General features: G+C 70.9%; 15 protein-coding genes. 11 read left to right on the top strand and 4 right to left on the bottom strand.

Features of this window, described 5'->3' with window-relative positions:
* Window positions 1-75 precede the first annotated feature (75 nt).
* Genes BLU81_RS30040 through BLU81_RS30020 form a run of 5 tightly spaced genes read left to right on the top strand, consistent with a single transcriptional unit; the run spans window position 76 to window position 4,840 of the window.
* Complete coding sequence (locus BLU81_RS30040; protein ID WP_092548716.1) at window positions 76-2,844, top strand: sensor histidine kinase; 2,769 nt, start codon at window positions 76-78, stop codon at window positions 2,842-2,844.
* Window positions 2,841-3,251, top strand: coding sequence for a roadblock/LC7 domain-containing protein (locus BLU81_RS30035; protein WP_092548713.1), 411 nt, complete (start codon window positions 2,841-2,843; stop codon window positions 3,249-3,251). Before BLU81_RS30040 ends, BLU81_RS30035 begins: the two co-directional genes overlap by 4 nt.
* Before the next feature lie 42 nt (window positions 3,252-3,293).
* A complete protein-coding gene (locus tag BLU81_RS30030; RefSeq protein WP_092548710.1) occupies window positions 3,294-3,656 on the top strand; it encodes a DUF742 domain-containing protein in 363 nt (120 codons plus the stop codon).
* Window positions 3,637-4,251 carry a GTP-binding protein gene (locus tag BLU81_RS30025; RefSeq protein WP_092548707.1) on the top strand — a complete coding sequence of 205 codons (615 nt, stop codon included), beginning with the start codon at window positions 3,637-3,639 and terminating at the stop codon, window positions 4,249-4,251. Before BLU81_RS30030 ends, BLU81_RS30025 begins: the two co-directional genes overlap by 20 nt.
* A gap of 13 nt (window positions 4,252-4,264) precedes the next feature.
* A complete protein-coding gene (locus tag BLU81_RS30020; protein ID WP_197686001.1) occupies window positions 4,265-4,840 on the top strand; it encodes a GNAT family N-acetyltransferase in 576 nt (191 codons plus the stop codon).
* Here BLU81_RS30020 and BLU81_RS30015 read toward each other — a convergent pair.
* On the bottom strand, window positions 4,822-5,967 hold the full coding sequence (locus BLU81_RS30015; RefSeq protein WP_092548701.1) for a uroporphyrinogen-III synthase: 1,146 nt from the start codon (window positions 5,965-5,967) through the stop codon (window positions 4,822-4,824). The two genes, BLU81_RS30020 and BLU81_RS30015, sit on opposite strands and share 19 nt — an antisense overlap.
* Before the next feature lie 629 nt (window positions 5,968-6,596).
* Between BLU81_RS30015 and rplM the strand changes: the two genes are divergently transcribed.
* From rplM to glmM, 3 genes are all read left to right on the top strand, one after another.
* Window positions 6,597-7,040 (top strand): 50S ribosomal protein L13, encoded by a 444-nt coding sequence (gene rplM / locus BLU81_RS30010; RefSeq protein ID WP_092548698.1) that lies wholly within the window; start codon window positions 6,597-6,599, stop codon window positions 7,038-7,040.
* A 20-nt stretch (window positions 7,041-7,060) separates the two neighbouring features.
* Entirely contained in the window at window positions 7,061-7,567 is a 507-nt protein-coding gene (gene rpsI, locus BLU81_RS30005; protein WP_092557843.1) for a 30S ribosomal protein S9, read from the top strand.
* A 170-nt stretch (window positions 7,568-7,737) separates the two neighbouring features.
* On the top strand, window positions 7,738-9,090 hold the full coding sequence (gene glmM, locus BLU81_RS30000; protein WP_092548695.1) for a phosphoglucosamine mutase: 1,353 nt from the start codon (window positions 7,738-7,740) through the stop codon (window positions 9,088-9,090).
* Window positions 9,091-9,160: 70 nt separating this feature from the next.
* Here the strand turns inward: glmM and BLU81_RS29995 are convergent, their stop codons facing one another.
* Window positions 9,161-10,123 (bottom strand): MmpS family transport accessory protein, encoded by a 963-nt coding sequence (locus tag BLU81_RS29995; protein ID WP_157751844.1) that lies wholly within the window; start codon window positions 10,121-10,123, stop codon window positions 9,161-9,163.
* A gap of 211 nt (window positions 10,124-10,334) precedes the next feature.
* On the opposite strand from BLU81_RS29995, the gene glmS reads away from it, so the two are divergent.
* A complete protein-coding gene (gene glmS / locus BLU81_RS29990) occupies window positions 10,335-12,206 on the top strand; it encodes a glutamine--fructose-6-phosphate transaminase (isomerizing) (RefSeq protein WP_231953584.1) in 1,872 nt (623 codons plus the stop codon).
* Window positions 12,207-12,328: 122 nt separating this feature from the next.
* On the opposite strand, the gene BLU81_RS29985 is transcribed toward glmS, so the two are convergent.
* Both BLU81_RS29985 and BLU81_RS29980 read right to left on the bottom strand, forming a co-directional pair.
* On the bottom strand, window positions 12,329-14,044 hold the full coding sequence (locus BLU81_RS29985; RefSeq protein ID WP_231953583.1) for an alpha/beta hydrolase: 1,716 nt from the start codon (window positions 14,042-14,044) through the stop codon (window positions 12,329-12,331).
* Window positions 14,041-14,274: a hypothetical protein gene (locus tag BLU81_RS29980; RefSeq protein ID WP_092548687.1), complete on the bottom strand. Its 234-nt coding sequence runs from the start codon at window positions 14,272-14,274 to the stop codon at window positions 14,041-14,043. The genes BLU81_RS29985 and BLU81_RS29980 overlap by 4 nt, the downstream gene beginning before the upstream one ends.
* 433 nt (window positions 14,275-14,707) lie before the next feature.
* Here BLU81_RS29980 and BLU81_RS29975 point away from each other — a divergent pair, with 433 nt between their 5' ends.
* Window positions 14,708-15,082 (top strand): holo-ACP synthase, encoded by a 375-nt coding sequence (locus tag BLU81_RS29975; protein ID WP_092548684.1) that lies wholly within the window; start codon window positions 14,708-14,710, stop codon window positions 15,080-15,082.
* An 88-nt stretch (window positions 15,083-15,170) separates the two neighbouring features.
* Entirely contained in the window at window positions 15,171-16,622 is a 1,452-nt protein-coding gene (locus BLU81_RS29970; protein WP_092548681.1) for an NAD(P)H-hydrate dehydratase, read from the top strand.
* Window positions 16,623-16,650 lie beyond the last annotated feature (28 nt).

Below are 16,650 nucleotides of genomic sequence, written 5' to 3'. Positions count from 1 at the left end.
GGTGGTCGGACCGTGGCCGCCGATGGGCCTGCTCCCGCCAATGGTGCGGAGCGGGATGACCGCGAAGGAGAAGTCGTGAGCACGGGATCCTCGGCCCTGGCTGCGCGACCCGCGCGACGCGGCGGCTTTCGGGGTTTGCGGAACCTGCGGCTGCGCGGGAAGATCGCTGGCCTGCTGCTCCTGCCGCTGACCGCGGTGTTCGTCCTGGCCTCGATGCGGATGATCGAGGTGACCCGGCAGTCGACCGACGCCGCCCGGGTCGTCCGGCTCGCCGAACTCGGCACCGAACTGTCCGACCTCGGCCGGCTGCTGCACGACGAGCGGATGGCCGCCGCCGAGTTCCTGTCCGGGCCGAAACGGCCGGACACCGGGTACCAGGAAGCGATCAAGGCGGTGGACGCCCAGATCCAGACGGTCCGGGACGACCGCGCCGAGATCACCGGAGTGCCCGACCGGGTCGAGACCCGGCTGGTCATCATCGAACGGCAGCTCGCCACCCTGACCGCGCTGCGCACCGGGGTCAACAAACGTAACGGCACCAACCTCGCCGAGGCGACCGGCTCGTACGGCGGGATCCTCGGCAGCCTGACCGACTACGAATCGCTGCTCAGCCTGGAAGCCGCCCGCGGCCCGGTCGCCGACGGCCTGAGCGCTCTCGGCTCCTTCACCGTGCTGGAGACCGCGGCCGCCGACCAGGCCGCACTCGCCTACCTGATCCGGGCCACCGGTGACTTCGGCGCCGACCGGCAGCGACAGCTGATCGCCGCGCAGGTGACCCGGGCCGGCGCGCTCACCGACTTCCGCGCGGTCGCCACCGAGGCACAGAGCGATCTCGTCGACGCGGTCCTCGGCGACCCCGCGGTGAGCCGCGCCGACCAGGTGTCGGCCCGGCTCCGGGGCGCGCAGGCGGTCAGCCTGGCCGAGGTCAGCGACGCGTTCGGCGAGGTGCTCGCGCTGCTCCGCGGCACCGAACGGCAACTCGAGGAACAGGTCGTCGAGGTCGCCGCCGAGGAGAAGACGGCGACCGCCCGGCTGGCCACGATCGAGTTCATCGCTGTCTCGCTCATCGTGATCGCTGCCGTCGCTCTCGGCTTCTACCTGGGCCGGTCGCTGCTGCTCGCGGTCCGCCGCCTGCGGGAGGGCGCGCTCGGCGTGGCCAACCGGGACCTGCCGGTCGCGGTCAGCCTGTTGCACGACGTGGAAGGCCTCAACGAGGGCGGTGTGGAACGGATCGTCGCGCAGACGCGGGACCCGATCCAGATCCTCGAACAGGACGAGTTCGGCGAGGTGGCCGAAGCCTTCAACATGGTCCACCGGGAGGCCATCCGGATCGCTGCCGAACAGGCCGCCATGCGGACCAGCATGTCCACCATGTTCCTCAGTCTGGCCCGGCGCAGCCAGACCCTGGTCGACCGGATGATCGGCGAACTGGACCAGATCGAGCGACTGGAGGAGGACCCGAAGCGGCTGGCCCGCCTCTTCGAACTCGACCACCTCGCCACCCGGATGCGCCGCAACGACGAGAACCTGCTGGTCCTGTCCGGTGCCGAAGTGGGCACACCGCGGCGTGAGGACGCCCTGCTGATCGACGTGCTGCGGGCCGCCCAGTCCGAGGTCGAGCTCTACCACCGGATCGAGTTCGGCACCGTCGACACCGACGCGCTGGTCGCCGCGGCCGCCGTCAACGACGTGGTGCGCCTGATCGCCGAACTGCTCGACAACTCGACCCGCTTCTCCGCGCCGGAGACCGTGGTGATGGCGCACGGCTCCCGGGCCGGTGGGCATGCCGTGATCCGGGTCGAGGACCGTGGGCTGGGCATCACCCCGGAACAGATGGAACACCTCAACCGCCGGTTGTACGAACCCAGCGAAGTGGACGCCTCCGCCTTCCGCCTGATGGGCTTCGCGGTGATCGCCCGGCTGGCATCCCGGCACGGCATCCACGTCGAGTTGCACCCCGGTCCCGACGGTGGCACGACCGCTGAGGTCACCCTGCACCCCGACATCGTGGTCGTGCCCGGCACCGAGCAGGACGGGCCGCCAGCGGGACGGGCGGCCAGCTGGACCCGGCCCGGCCCGCCGCCGCAGCCGCCCCTCGGGACACCCCGGAACCTGGAGGTACGGCCACCGGTCCGGACCGCTCCGCCACCGATGCGAGCGACGTACCAGCCGCCGCCCCAGGTCGGCGTGCCGATGTCCGAACTGGACCTCGTGCCGACCCCGGACCGGCCGAAGCTTCCGACCCGCGTACCCAAGCCGGTGGACACCGACCCCCTGGCTCCCGTGCCGGTCGCGGCACCGGCCGTGCCCACCGGGGACCCCGCGGGGGATCCCGCACCGGCTGCGCCGATCCAGATCGAGATGCAGCAGACCTGGTTCGCCGGCGAGGCGGAGGCCGAGGGATGGAACGGCATGCCGACCGCGGGGTACGCGCCGCCCGGCACGACGACCCGCGCCGAGACACCCGCCGCACCGCCTGTCGCCGCACCGCCGGCCCCCACCCGGCCCGTCTCCGGACCGCCCACCCGCACCGTGCCGAAGCCTCGCCGGGCTGGTGAGGAACGCTGGCGGACCGCCGCGGACGACGGCTGGCATCTCGCTCGGGCGGCCTCCGATCCGAAGGACGCCGGCACCACCCGATCCGGGCTGCCGGTGCGGATTCCCCAGGCCCAGCTCGTACCCGGTGGAGTGGAAACCACCCCGCGGGCGCAACACCGTCGCAATCCGGATGAGGTTCGCGGGCTACTTTCCGCGTATCACCGGGGAGTGCAACGAGGGCGGACGGACGGCGTTGCCGAAACCGCCGCCACGGCAACACAGCCTCCCAAGGAGAACGATCAGTGACCAGGCCCCCCACCATGCACGACATGGGCTGGCTGCTCAGCAATTTCGCGGACAGCGTCGCCGGCATCGCCCACGTGGTCGCGGTCTCGGCCGACGGCCTGCTGCTGGCCTCGTCCCGGGATCTGCCGGGCGACCGTGCCGACCAGCTCGCCGCCATAACCTGCGGCGTGGTCAGTCTCACGGACGGTGCGTCCCGGATGTTCAACGCCGGAACCGTGCAGCAGACCATCATCGAAATGGACAGCGGCTATCTTTTCCTGATGTCCATCAGCGACGGTTCGTCGATGGCGGTCCTGGCGGCGCGCAGTTGCGACGTCGGTCAGGTCGGCTATGAGATGGCCCTGCTGGTGGAGCGCGTCGGGGCGGCTTTGTCGCCGGCCGTGCGCGAGGCCGTCAGCAGCCATTAGGCGCCGGGGCGTTTGCGCCCGGCGGAGACGAGGTGACCGCGCATGACAGAGCCGCACGATCCACGGGGCAACCTGGTGCGGCCGTACGCGGTCACCCGCGGCCGGACCGAACCGATCCGGGACATCCCGATCGAGGCGGTCCTGATCGCGGGACCGGAAGCCGTGCAGGAGTCACGGTTCGCCGGGCACGACAAGTACCGCATCGCCGTGTTGTGCGAGCCCAAAGCACTATCGCTCGCCGAACTCGCGGCGTTCACCCGGTTGCCGCTAGGGGTGGCCCGGGTGCTCGTCGCCGACATGGTCGCTGACGGACTGCTCGAGTTGCACAGTGCCGCTCCCAAGACCGGTTTCACGGAGCGGATGGACATGCTGGGAAGGGTGTTGGGTGGACTTCGCAACCTCTGAGCGGGCGCGACCGCACCCCGCCGAGATCACCTCCGCGAAGATCGTCGTCGCGGGTGGTTTCGGTGTGGGTAAGACGACTCTGGTCGGGGCGGTCTCCGAGATCGAGCCGCTCACCACCGAGGCGGTGATGACCGTGGCCGGCGCCGGGATCGACGACGCCTCCAAAGTGCCGGGCAAGGGCAGCACCACGGTGGCGATGGACTTCGGCCGGATCACCATGGCCGACGACCTGATCCTCTATCTGTTCGGTACTCCCGGGCAGACCCGGTTCTGGTTCATGTGGGACGAGCTGATCCGGGGTGCCGTCGGTGCCGCGGTGCTCGTCGACACCCGGCGTCTCCCGGACGCGTTCGCACCACTGGACTACTTCGAGAACCGGCATCTGCCGTATCTTGTCGCGGTCAACTGCTTTGAAGGCGCGCCACGATACGAGCTGGAGGAGGTCCGGGAGGCACTCGCCATCCCGGCCCGGGTTCCGCTGGTGATGTGTGACGCCCGGCATCGCGATTCGGTCAAGGCCGTACTCATCAGGGTGGTCGAGCATGCGATGGCGACCCTGGTTGCTGAACAAGGGCAGGCCACGCCGGTCGGCTAGTGCCGTCCGGCGGGTGCCCCATCGGCGAGGGCGTACGTTCCCGGACCTGGACATCCGGACCGACCGTCTCCTGCTGCGCGAGCTGCGGGAGACGGACGTACCCGAAGTCGTCGCCGGAGCCTCCGACGAGGTCACCCAGCGGTGGCTGCCGTTGCCGTGGCCGTACACCGAGCAGCACGCGACGCTCTTCGTCACCCGGCTGGCCCCGGCTCTGCGGGTCAGCGGGCACGGGGTGGTCCGGGTGCTCGAGTACGACGGCTACTTCGCCGGTGTGATCGACCTCAAACGCACCGACTGGACGGCCCGGGTGACCGAGATCGGGTACTGGTCGATGCCCGGGTTCCGGGGTCTCGGTCTGGCCACCGAAGCGGCGTCCGCGCTCACCCGGTGGGCGCTGGAGGACCTCGGGTTCGAACGGGTCGAGTTACGCGTACCGCCGGGGAATCTCGCTTCCAACCGGGTCGCGGTCAAGTCCGGCTTCGTGCTGGAAGGGGTCGCTCGCAACGCCGGGCAGGTCCGGACCGGGCGGGTGGACCTGGCGATCTACTCCCGGATCCGCTCCGACCCTGGTCAGAGCGGTATGCGGTAACCGCGTTTCACCACGGTCTGGATCACTCCGGGCACGGCCAGGCCGGCGCGCAGGCGGGCCACCGCCATCTCGACGGCGTGCTCGTCGGCGCCCCGCGGGAGAGTCTGCAGCAGGGCGGCGCGGGAGAGGACCCGGCCGGGTGAGGTGGCCAGCGCCCGCAGGACCGCCATCGGGGCCGGGGCCAGCGGGCGCAACTCGCCGTCGACCACCGCGGCATGGCCGCGAAGGACCAGCGAGTGACCGGAGACCTGGAGGGACACGGCCCGTTTCGGAAGTTCATCGACGATGGTACGGACCAGAGCGCTCAGCCGGGCCCGTCCCGGAGTCACGACCGGGATGCCCTGCCCGCGCAGCGGCGCCGAGGTGACCGGGCCCACACAGGCGGCCATCACGTCGTCGCGCAACGCGTCGACCAGGGCGTCGGCACCCGTCCCGGAAGCGCGGAGCACCGCCTGCACGGCGGCGGCCGAGGTGAACGTCACCGCGTCCACCAGCCGGCCGATGACCAGGTCGACCAGGCGGTGCAGCGGAGCCGGATCGGTGGGCGGCGCCCAGCGGTAGACCGGCAGCTCGATGACCCGGGCGCCGGCCGACTCCAGAGCCTCGGAGTATTCCGGCTGGCTCTCGCCGTGCAACTGCATCGCGACGGTCAGGCCGCGGAGCCCTCGGGCGGTCAGGTGCTCGACGACCTCCTCGTAGCCCTCGCCCTCCGGGGACCACTGGTCGTGCAGCCCGGCGGCCCGGACCGCGGCTCGCGCCTTCGGGCCGCGGGCGACCAGGTAGGCGCGGGAGAGCACGGACCGCAGCGGATCGGCCAGGCCCCAGCCGTCCGCCGCCTCCAGCCAGCCGCGCATCCCGATGCCGGTGTTGACCAGCACGATGTCCGGCGGACTGTCGAGGCAGGCGCGGGTGGCCGCACGCAGTTCGGCGTCGTCGGAGATCGGGACGATCCGCAGTGCCGGGGCGATCACCACGCGGGCGCCGCGCGCCTCCAGCAGGGTGGCCAGTTCGTCCTTACGGCGGTCGGAGGTCACGCCGATGGTGTAGCCGGACAGCGCTGCTGCCGGCTCCGCCAGAGCGGCCGCGGTCAGCACCGCCCGGCGAGCGCCCGGGGCCCGGTCTGTCATCCGATTCCCGGGCCGAGAAGTCGCGGCGTGGCCGAACGGTCCACCGAAGGGCACGCTCGAAGCCCGCCGTCCTCAGCGTCGACCCGCTCCCATGTCACGCCTGCGTTCTTCGCCATGCCTCCGTCCGGGGCACGCCGCGACTCCTCCTCACCGAACCGGCGAGCCGGCTCGGTGAACACCGTCAGGTCCGTCCTCAACCCTGACGGTTGTCTCTCCAGGGTGCGCCCGAGGGCGCGGCTTCGGCTGATGCCGGGCCGCGTCGTCCGGAGGTGCGCACCGTTGGCCATGACCGGAAGCCTGCCGGGGTGGAATTTCCTACGAGCGTCCCATTTGTTTCGAGCCTGCTAAGTCGAGCGGGGCGAGTGGTGCGACCCGCTGTGGGCGGGTCTGCCGGACGGGGTATGCTCGGATTCGTTTGGTACCACCAGGGCTGAGTGTTTGCAACCAGAACACTCGCCGGATGCTCGGTGCCAGAAACACTGCCTGTTTTGACCACGCGCCGCTCAGCCGGGTATCGTTGCCTGCTGTTGTGCGACTGTTGCGAGTGGTCCCTCTGCGGGGTTGCTTGACGCATCTGCTCGATGCGGCCAGCGCGCGCCTCCAGACCGACGACGAGACAAGGTAATTCTGTGCGTACGTACAGCCCGAAGCCGGGTGAGATCGAGCGTCAGTGGCACATTATCGACGCTTCTGACGTCGTTCTGGGCCGCCTGGCTACCCACACCGCGACTCTTCTGCGCGGCAAGCACAAGCCGACGTTCGCCCCGCATATGGACACTGGCGACTTCGTGGTGATCATCAACGCCGGCAAGGTCGCCCTGACCGGCAACAAGCGTCAGACCAAGGTTGCCTACCGGCACTCCGGTTACCCGGGTGGTCTGAAGCAGGTCGGCTACGAGGAGCTGCTGAGCAAGCGTCCCGAGAAGGCGATCGAGCTCGCCGTCAAGGGCATGCTCCCGCACAACAAGCTCGCGCGGCAGATCATCAAGAAGCTGAAGGTCTACCCGGGAGCTGAGCACCCGCACGCCGCCCAGCAGCCGAAGCCGTTCGAAATCACCCAGGTCGCGCAGTGAGCGCGGGAGAAGGCAGCAGCATGACGGACATCATCGAGCCCGAGGTCGTCGAGACCGTCGAGACCGTCGAGGAGCCCGCTGAGACGGTTGTTGTCGTCGAGACGGCCGCGCCGGCCCCGGTCCGCGCACCGCGTCCCGGTGACCGTCCCGTCCAGACCGTCGGCCGCCGCAAGGAGGCCATCGTCCGGGTGCGCCTCGTTCCCGGCACCGGCAAGATCACCTGTAACGGCCGCGACCTGGAGAACTACTTCCCCAGCAAGGTCAACCAGCAGCTCATCCGTGAGCCGTTCGTGACCACCGAGCGCGCCGACCAGTTCGACGTCTACGCGAACCTGCGTGGCGGCGGCATCACCGGCCAGGCCGGTGCACTCCGTCTCGCCATCGCTCGCGCCCTCATCTCGGTCGAGCCGGATGACCGCCCCGCGCTGAAGAAGGCCGGCTTCCTGACCCGTGACGCTCGCGTCAAGGAGAGCAAGAAGTACGGTCTGAAGAAGGCCCGTAAGGCCCCGCAGTACTCGAAGCGCTAATTTTTGCGCTACGTCTGAAGTCGACGGCCGAGTGTGTCCCCGGTTCGGGGGACGTGCTCGGCCGTCGATGTTTGCCATCCCTCCCTCCCCAACTAGCCGTTCCGGTACTCGTGGCCAGCCGAACGCTGATGCAGGCTTGAGGTCGCATTTACCGGCGAAAGGAAGCCACCATGGGGCGACTCTTCGGCACAGACGGCGTTCGCGGCCTCGCGAACGGCGATCTGCTCACCCCTGAACTCGCCCTGTCGGTCGCTGTCGCGGCCGCTCGGGTTCTCGTCGAGAGTGACGGCAGCCACACGCCGCTCGCTATCGTGGGCCGCGATCCGCGGGCCAGCGGCGAGATGCTGGAGGCCGCGGTCGTCGCGGGCCTGACCAGCGCGGGGGCCAACGTGGTGCGGGTCGGGGTGCTTCCCACGCCGGCTGTCGCGTACCTCGTCGGGCAGACCAATGCCGATCTCGGAGTGATGATCTCCGCGTCGCACAACCCCATGGCCGACAACGGCATCAAGCTCTTCGCCGCCGGTGGCGCCAAGCTGCCGGACGAGCTGGAAGAGCGCATCGAGAAGGCGATCGAGGACGGGCACGGGCTGATCGGCCGGCCCACCGGCGCCGCCATCGGCCGGGTCAACGACCTGCTCGACGGTGCCGAGCACTACATCAAGCACCTGGTGAACTCGATCCCGAACCGGCTCGAAGGTCTCAAGGTCGTCGTCGACTGCGCCAACGGCGCGGCCAGCGAGGTCGGGCCGGTGGCATACCGGGAAGCCGGCGCCGAGGTGATCGCCATTCACGCGGACCCGGACGGCCTGAACATCAACAAGGACTGCGGCTCCACCCACCTGGAGGCGGTCCGTGAGGTCGTTCTCCGCGAGGGTGCCGACCTGGGCCTGGCCCACGACGGTGACGCCGACCGCTGCCTGGCCGTCACCGCCGCCGGTGACGTCGTCGACGGCGACCAGATGATGGCGATCCTGGCCCTGGCCATGCGGGACGCCGGTTCCCTCACCGACGACACCCTCGTCGCCACCGTGATGAGCAACCTCGGGCTGCGGATCGCCATGAAGCAGTCCGGCATCCGGCTCCTGGAGACCAAGGTCGGCGACCGGTACGTCCTGGAGGAACTGTCCAGCGGCGGCCTCGCCCTCGGCGGTGAGCAGAGCGGGCACATCGTGATGCCGGCCTTCGCCACCACCGGCGACGGCGTACTCACCGGCCTGCACCTGATGGCTCAGCTCGCGGCGACCGGCAAGTCCCTCGCCGACCTGGCCGCTGTCGTGCACAAGCTGCCCCAGGTGCTGATCAACGTGCGGGTGGGTGACCGCGACGCGGGTGCCGCCGCGCCGACCGTGCAGGCCGCCGTCGCGCTCGCCGAGAACGAGCTGGGCGAGACCGGCCGGGTGCTGCTCCGGCCGTCCGGCACCGAGCCGCTGGTCCGGGTGATGGTCGAGGCCGCCACCGAGGAGCAGGCGCGGGCCGTCGCCGAGCGGATCGCCGAGGACGTGCGGTCAGCCAGTCCCGCCTGACGTCTTGTACTTAACGGGCCGGTTCCTTGTTGCTTGTCAGGAACCGGCCCGGTTTCGTTTACTCGTCTCTTTACTCCACGACCAGCTTGTAGCAGTTGGCCGTGGCCAGAGTGCCCTCGGCACTGTGCTCGGCCACCTGCTCGCCGTCGACGGTCGTCCGGCACTTGATGCCGCCGTCGCCGAGACCGGACCGGATGGCCACCACGTACACCGCGGCCGGGCTGGTCAGCTTCGTGGTGATCTTCCACGGCAGTTTCGCGCTGCCGACCCGCTTCGGGGAGTTCCCGGACTCGATGTAGACGATCTCGGCCGGGCCGTCGCCGGTCACCTCGTAGGTCACGCTGATCTCGGTGCCGAGGCCGGGGATCCCGGTCGGTAGATCAGTGGGCAGGCCGGGGAAGTCCGGGAAATCGGTGGGCAGCCCGGGTAGCTCGGGACCGTCGGTGGGCAGCGCCGGCAACGTCGGGTCCAGGATCGGCCCGGCGATCTCCTGTGCCTTCTCGGTCGTGCGGTCCACCAGGATCTTGCCGACGGCCACCACGCCGCCGCACAGCAACAGCGCGATGGCCAGGACCAGGGCGATGAACGGGACGGCGCTCCGCTTGGGCCGCTGCGGCGGGCCGTAGCCAGGAGGTCCCTGCGGCGGGCCGTAACCGGGAGGTCCCGGTGGTGGGCCGTAACCGGGCGTGCCCTGCGCGGGGCCGTAGCCGGGCTGCTGGTAGCCGGTGCCGGAGTCGTACGGCGGCGGCTGAGCCCAGCCGGCGGTCTGGTCGTACTCCGGGGGCGGCTGGTACGGCGGCGGTGGCTGTGCCACACCCTGGGCGTAAGCCGGCGGCTGGGCCACGCCCGGCGGGTAAGCCGAGGGCTCCGGTGGGTAGGCCGGGGGCTGTTGCGGATAGCCCGGAGGCTGCGGGGGGTACGGGCCGGGGCTCACCGGCGGGAACTGGGACGTTGGCGGGTACTCCGAGTGGTGGCCCGGTGGCGTGAACGTCGGCGGCTTGGGCGGCTGCCGGGGCTCGTTCGGATCGCTCATGTCTTCCTCCCGACGATTACTACACGGTACGCCCGGGACGCACGTGAAGGATCACTCAGCCGTACGGGTCAGTGCACTTGACCGGTCGGCCGCTGGTGCCCTGGCGGGGTGGCCGGAGTATCGTTCCGATCACATAGGATGCTCAAAAGTGCGCTTCCCGAGCATGACGATTGAGCGAAAGTCGGTTAGTCTGGCCCTCATGTGTGGGATCGTGGGATACGTAGGAAACCGACCGGCGCTCAGCATCGTCATCGACGGGCTGCGCCGCCTGGAGTACCGCGGGTATGACTCCGCAGGTGTCGCCATCATCGACAGCGGACTGATCCAGACTGAGAAGAAAGCGGGCAAACTCGCCAACCTGGAGAAGGCGCTCGCCGAACGAGCCGCTGACGGCATCGGAACCGGCACCACCGGCATCGGTCACACCCGCTGGGCCACCCACGGCGGACCCACCGACCGCAACGCCCACCCGCACCTCTCCGCCGACGGCCGGGTCGCCGTCATCCACAACGGCATCATCGAGAACTTCGCCCGCCTCCGCGTCGAGCTGGAGGCGACCGGCGTCGAGTTCCGCAGCGACACCGACACCGAATGCGCCGCCCACCTGCTCGCCGCCGAGATGCGCACGCTGCGCGAGTCCGGCGCCGCGGACGGCCCGGCCCTGCTCGCCGAAGGCATGCGCCGGGTGGCCAACCGCCTCGAAGGCGCCTTCACCCTGCTCGCCACCGACGTGAGCGTGCCCGGCGCGGTGGTCGCCGCCCGGCGCAACTCGCCGCTCGTGGTCGGCCGTGGCGCCGGGGAGAACTTCCTCGCCAGTGACGTCTCCGCCTTCATCGAGCACACCCGGGAAGCCATCGAGCTGGGCCAGGACCAGATCGTCCTGATCACCCCGGAGGGCATCGAGATCTCCGGCTTCGACGGCACCCCCGCAGTCGGCAAGGAGTACCACGTCGACTGGGACATGTCGGCCGCCGAGAAGGGCGGTTACGAGTACTTCATGTTGAAGGAGATCGCCGAGCAGCCCCAGGCGATCGCCGACACCCTGCTGGGCCGGCTCTCCGACCGTGGCGAGATCATCCTGGACGAGGTCCGCCTCACCGACCAGGACCTGCGGGACGTGGACAAGGTGTTCATCGTGGCCTGTGGTACGGCGTACCACGCCGGCATGGTCGCCAAGTACGCCATCGAGCACTGGGTGCGGATCCCCTGCGAGGTGGAGCTGGCCAGTGAGTTCCGGTACCGCGACCCGATCCTGGACCGCTCGACCCTGGTGATCGCGATCAGCCAGTCCGGCGAGACGATGGACACCCTGATGGCGCTGCGGCACGCCAAGGAGCAGAAGGCCCGGGTCCTCGCCATCTGCAACACCAACGGGTCCACCATCCCGCGCGAGTCGGACGCCGTCCTCTACACCCACGGTGGTCCGGAGATCGCGGTCGCCTCCACCAAGGCGTTCCTCACCCAGCTGGTGGCCTGCTACCTGATCGGCCTGCACCTGGCCCAGGTCCGCGGGGTGATGTACTCCGACGAGGTCGCCGCCGTCGTCGAGAAGCTTCAGGCCACCCCGGACAGCTTGCGTACGTTGCTCAGCCGGATGGACCAGGTCCGGGAACTGGGCCGTGACCTGCGGACCGCCTCCACGGTCCTGTTCATCGGCCGGCACGTCGGGTTCCCGGTGGCCCTGGAGGGCGCGCTGAAGCTCAAGGAACTCGCCTACATGCACGCCGAGGGTTTCGCCGCCGGTGAGCTCAAGCACGGCTCGATCTCGCTGGTCGAGGACGGCACCCCGGTGGTGTGCGTGGTGCCCTCGCCGACCGGCCGGGGTGTCATGCGCGACAAGGTCGTCTCCAACATCCAGGAGGTCCGGGCCCGTGGCGCCCGCACCATCGTGATCGCCGAGGAGGGCGACGAGGACGTCCGGCAGTTCGCCGATCACCTCATCACGGTGCCGCACACGCCCACCCTGCTCGCCCCGCTGATGACCACCGTGCCGCTGCAGATCCTCGCCTGCGAGATCGCCGCGGCCCGCGGAAACGACGTCGACCAGCCCCGCAACCTGGCCAAGTCGGTCACCGTCGAGTAATCGCCCCCGCTGAGCCGCCGGACCTCAAGGCCCGGCGGCTCATCGGCTTCCCGGTGCGGTGGCTCACTGCTTTCCGGGGGTGGGGCCTCGCGGGTCGCTGCCTTCCGGGTGCCGGGGTGGGGTCAAGGCTTTCCGCCCAGGGTTATCCGGGCCATGGCGTCGAGAGCGGGACGGTCCTCGTCCCAGTAGCCCAGGTGGCCGGCGTCGGCCTGGCTGGCGAACACCCGGCCACCGAAACTCGGGTGGCTCGGGTTGCGGCCGAACCAGAGGTCACGCTCGGGACCGGGCGACAGGTCCGGGAGACGCGCGCCCGGCAGGAGATCCCTCGGTTCCTTCGCCAGCTGGATCACGTCGGTCCGGGACGTGGTGGACCAGACGTGATCGGCCGGCACACCCAGCAGGGTGGCCGAGTCGACCCCGACACCTGGCGAACCGACGAAGACCACGCTGTCGGCCTCCAATCGGCCACCGGCCGCGGCCGAACCGACCAGCAGCGAGCCGTAACTGTGCCCGAGCACCGTCTGACGGGCCGGCTCGCCCTCGTGCGTGGCCCGCAGCCCTTCCTGGAACCGGCGCAACTCGACCGCACCCTCCCTGGCCTGCCTCGGTGAAGCCGCCTCGTGCAGGAAATCAGGTGCGTCGTAGTCGAGCCACATCACCGCACTGGTCGACCCACCCGGTCCCAGCTCGCCGGAGCGGACGGCCACCCGCTCGGCCCGGGTCAGCTCGCCACTCAGCGACCGTAGGTCAGAGGTCATGCCGGGGACGTGGGTGAGGACATTGGTGGCCCGGTCGGGGTCACCGAGCGCGACCACGGCCCGGCCCTCGTCGGCGAGACTAAGCCCGACCAGGTAGGCCCGGGGTCCGGTGTCGTCCTCCAGCCGGGCGTTCAACCGGTCGAGGCCTTCGCGCAGGTCCCGGATCCGGTCCGGGTCGGTGCCGCGTTTCGCCATCGACTCCAGGTCCCGGCGCTGGTCGCCGAGCAGCAGCCGGTTGGCGATGTCGCGATCAGCGACCGGAATCCCCTCGGCGCCGGCCAGCGACACCGCGTCGGTGACCAGGAGCCAGTCCCGCTGCGCCGGAGTGAACCCGGACCACCAGCGCCGAACCTCGGCCGGATCGGCGTCGCACGCCGGAAAGGACGAGACCGCCGGAACATCGGAAACGTCAGCGAGCGCGGCGAGCCGTGCCGCCGCGGTCGCGTCGGCGTCAGCGGCGACCTCCAAGGCCGAAGCCAGCACCGCGGCGACCGCCTGAACCGCCGCAGGATCGGCGGTGGCCGAAGCCGAACCGCCCACCCCGGTCCCAGCGGAAGCCGAGCCGCCCACCCCGGTCCGGGTAGAGGCCGAGCCGCCGGTCCCGTTCCCGGTCCCGTTCCCGGCAGAGTCTGCGCCGCGTCCGCCTGGCCCGGCGGACGCCGAACCGCCTGCACCGGCCTGGGTAGAGGGTGAACCGGGGGCGGCCGACCCGAGCGCGGCAGGACGCACCATGCCGGAGTCGTCGATGACCAGGCCGGCGTTCCGGGCCGCGGTCCGGGCCTGGTCGAGTAGTGCGCGGGCCCGGGTGATGCCCGCTGCGAACTCGCTCAGCGCCTGGTCGGCCCGCCAGCAGAAGACCCGCAGACATGTCATCCGGCGGCAGAGCGCAGCCAGCCGGGCCGCCGCCGCCTCCGCGGCGGAACCGGTCCACGAATCTCGCAAGCGGGTCAGGAGCGGGCCGAACTCGCCGCAGAGCGCACCGGCCAGCGCCGCCCATCGGCGCCAGGCGAGCGCGGTGGACCGCCAAGCTGCCGGGTCGGTGACACGCAGCCGGGAGTAGGTGATCGCGGTCGTGTTCATCGAGTGGCCCGGATTCGGCCTGCCGCACGGACGTCGGCCTCCTCGTAGTCGGCGGCGACGGCCCGGATCCGGTCGGCGGTCTCGGTGATGTCGTGGGCCAGCACGCTGAGCAGCCGTCGTGCGGTGTCGGTGGCCAGGGTGTTCGTGCTGGTGGTCGCCCAGCGTGGTGCCGGTGCGGCCCGCGGCGCAGGGGCTGCCCCGGCGGAGACCCGGCCCGCGAAGTCCGTCACGGCAGCCGCGTCACCACGCAGAGCCTCAGCGTCGACCCGAAAGCCGGAGCCGCCACCTGCCGGAGATCCGGCGGAGCCGCTTGCCGAGGATCCGGTGGAGCCGCCCGGAGATCCGGTGGAGACGGTTGCTGGAGATCGGCTGGAGGTGACCTGCGGGCCGGAAGTGGACTGGGGTGTGAGGGCAGTGGGGGAGGTGGTTCGGGGGCTGGGGACGCTGGTCTGGGGAGAGGGATTCATTGAGCGACCTCCAAGCGGTACGACGGGGATTGCGCCGACGTTAGAGGGCTGGGAAGGGCCGTGGGCGGCCCTGTGGACGGCCTGTCCACAGGGCCGGAGGAGGGCTTGACGGGGAGGCTGGAGCGGTGGACGTACCGGCGGAGGGGGTTGACCTTGATCTGGGGTGGTGACCTGGCGCACCGATAGGGTGACTGTTGTGATCGTGTCTGTCGGCATCGACGTCGTCCTGGTGGAGCGCTTCGGCCGGGCGCTGGAGCGGACACCGCTGCTCGCGAACCGGCTCTTCACCGAGGAGGAGCGGCTGACCGGCTCCGGGAATCCGCGATCACCCGAGTCGCTGGCGGCCCGGTTCGCGGCCAAGGAGGCCGTCGCGAAGGCGCTCGGGGCGCCTGCCGGTCTGCGCTGGCACGATTGTGAGGTCGTCTCCGATCCGGACGGGCGGCCGTGGTTGACGGTTTCCGGTACGGTCGCCGCCGCGGCGAACGCGCGCGGCATCGCCCGATGGCATCTGTCGCTGTCCCACGACGGCGGCATCGCCTCCGCGATGGTCGTCGCCGAAGCGGGCCCCTGACGAGCCGGGACGCGAGCCCGTGACCAGGCGAGACGTGGGTTCGTGGCCAGGTAGGACGCGGGGCGGGCAGTTGACGGACGGAGAGACTATGCGGCGGGCTTGGCGGGTCAGCGACGTACGGTCGGCGGAGAAGAGCCTGATGGCGACGCTTCCCGATGGCACCTTGATGCAGCGGGCGGCGGCCGGTCTGGCCCGGCGTTGTGCCCTGCTGCTGCAGGAGGCCGGCGGGGTTTACGGCGCCCGGGTGCTGCTGCTGGTCGGCAGTGGCGACAACGGCGGTGACACGCTGCTCGCCGGTGCCGCGCTGGCCCGGCGGGGCGCTCAGGTCCGGGCTCTGCTGCTGACTCCGGAGCGGGTGCATCTGGCCGGTCTGACGGCGTTGCGCCAGGCCGGTGGGTTCACCGTCAGTGACCTGCCGGGCCGTTCCGACCTGGTGCTCGACGGCATCGTGGGGATCGGGGCGAGCGGCGGGTTGCGGCCGGCGGCGGCGTCCATCGTGCGCCGTCTCGAAGATCTTCGCGATCGTACGGGGAACCGTCCGCCGATCGTCGCCGTCGACGTCCCGAGCGGAGTGACCGTGGACACCGGCGACGTGCCGGGTGAGGCGGTGACCGCTGATGTGACGGTCACGTTCGGCTGTCTCAAACCGGCTCATCTGATCGGCCCGGCCGCGACCCGCTGTGGCCTGGTGGATCTGATCGACATCGGTCTCGGCCCGGCTCTGGTGACCGATCCGGCGGTCCGGGTGGCGGAGGCCGCCGACATCGCCGGGTGGTGGCCGCGGCCGGGCGCGACCTCGGACAAGTACACCCGCGGCGTGGTCGGCCTGGCCACCGGTTCGGCGTTCTATCCGGGTGCCGCGCTGCTCTCCACCGCGGGCGCGCTGGCCGGTCCGTCGGGCATGGTGCGTTATGCCGGTAGCGCCCACCGTGAGGTGGTCCGGGCACATCCGTCGGTGGTGGTGGCCGACCGGGTCGCGGACGCCGGCCGGGTGCAGGCATGGGTGTGCGGCTCGGGACTGGGTACCGGTGACCAGGCACGCACCGAACTGCGCAGCGTGCTGGCCACCGCGCTGCCGGTACTGCTGGACGCGGACGCGATCAACCTGCTGGTCGGCGGGGAGCACGCCACGCATCTGCGCCGGGACGCCCCGCTGGTGCTGACGCCGCACGACGGTGAGTTCAAGCGGCTTGCCGGGGAGGCGCCGGGTGCCGACCGGGCCGGTGCGGCGGCTCGGCTGGCCGCCTGGACGAACGCGGTGGTGCTGCTCAAGGGCGACCGGACCATCGTGGCCACTCCGTCGGGGGAGATCTGGGCGAACCCGACCGGGAGCCCGGTGCTGGCCACCGCGGGCAGCGGGGACGTGCTGGCCGGTCTGCTCGGGTCGCTGCTCGCCGCCGGGATGCCCGCGGTGCGGGCCGCGGTGACGGCCGCTTACGTGCACGGTCTCGCCGGGCGGCGGGCCGCCCAGGACGGTCCGGTCACCGCGCCGGACGTGGCGTCCGCACTGCGCCCGGTCGTCGCCGATCTCCTGGGCTGACCGTCAGAAATTGTCATACGCCTCAGTA

The organism is Actinoplanes derwentensis, assembly GCF_900104725.1.
Lineage (GTDB): Bacteria > Actinomycetota > Actinomycetes > Mycobacteriales > Micromonosporaceae > Actinoplanes > Actinoplanes derwentensis.
The sequence above is the reverse complement of the archived record's forward strand: the minus strand, read 5'-3'. Positions and strand labels throughout refer to the sequence as shown.

Bases quoted from the DNA above. Each gene is read 5' to 3' on its own strand.
- BLU81_RS30030 (WP_092548710.1), top strand. From the start codon at position 3,294: ATGACAGAGCCGCACGATCCACGGGGCAACCTGGTGCGGCCGTACGCG.
- BLU81_RS30015 (WP_092548701.1), bottom strand. From the start codon at position 5,967: ATGACAGACCGGGCCCCGGGCGCTCGCCGGGCGGTGCTGACCGCGGCC.
- rpsI (WP_092557843.1), top strand. From the start codon at position 7,061: ATGACGGACATCATCGAGCCCGAGGTCGTCGAGACCGTCGAGACCGTC.
- glmM (WP_092548695.1), top strand. From the start codon at position 7,738: ATGGGGCGACTCTTCGGCACAGACGGCGTTCGCGGCCTCGCGAACGGC.
- BLU81_RS29995 (WP_157751844.1), bottom strand. From the start codon at position 10,123: ATGAGCGATCCGAACGAGCCCCGGCAGCCGCCCAAGCCGCCGACGTTC.
- BLU81_RS29985 (WP_231953583.1), bottom strand. From the start codon at position 14,044: ATGAACACGACCGCGATCACCTACTCCCGGCTGCGTGTCACCGACCCG.
- BLU81_RS29970 (WP_092548681.1), top strand. From the start codon at position 15,171: ATGCGGCGGGCTTGGCGGGTCAGCGACGTACGGTCGGCGGAGAAGAGC.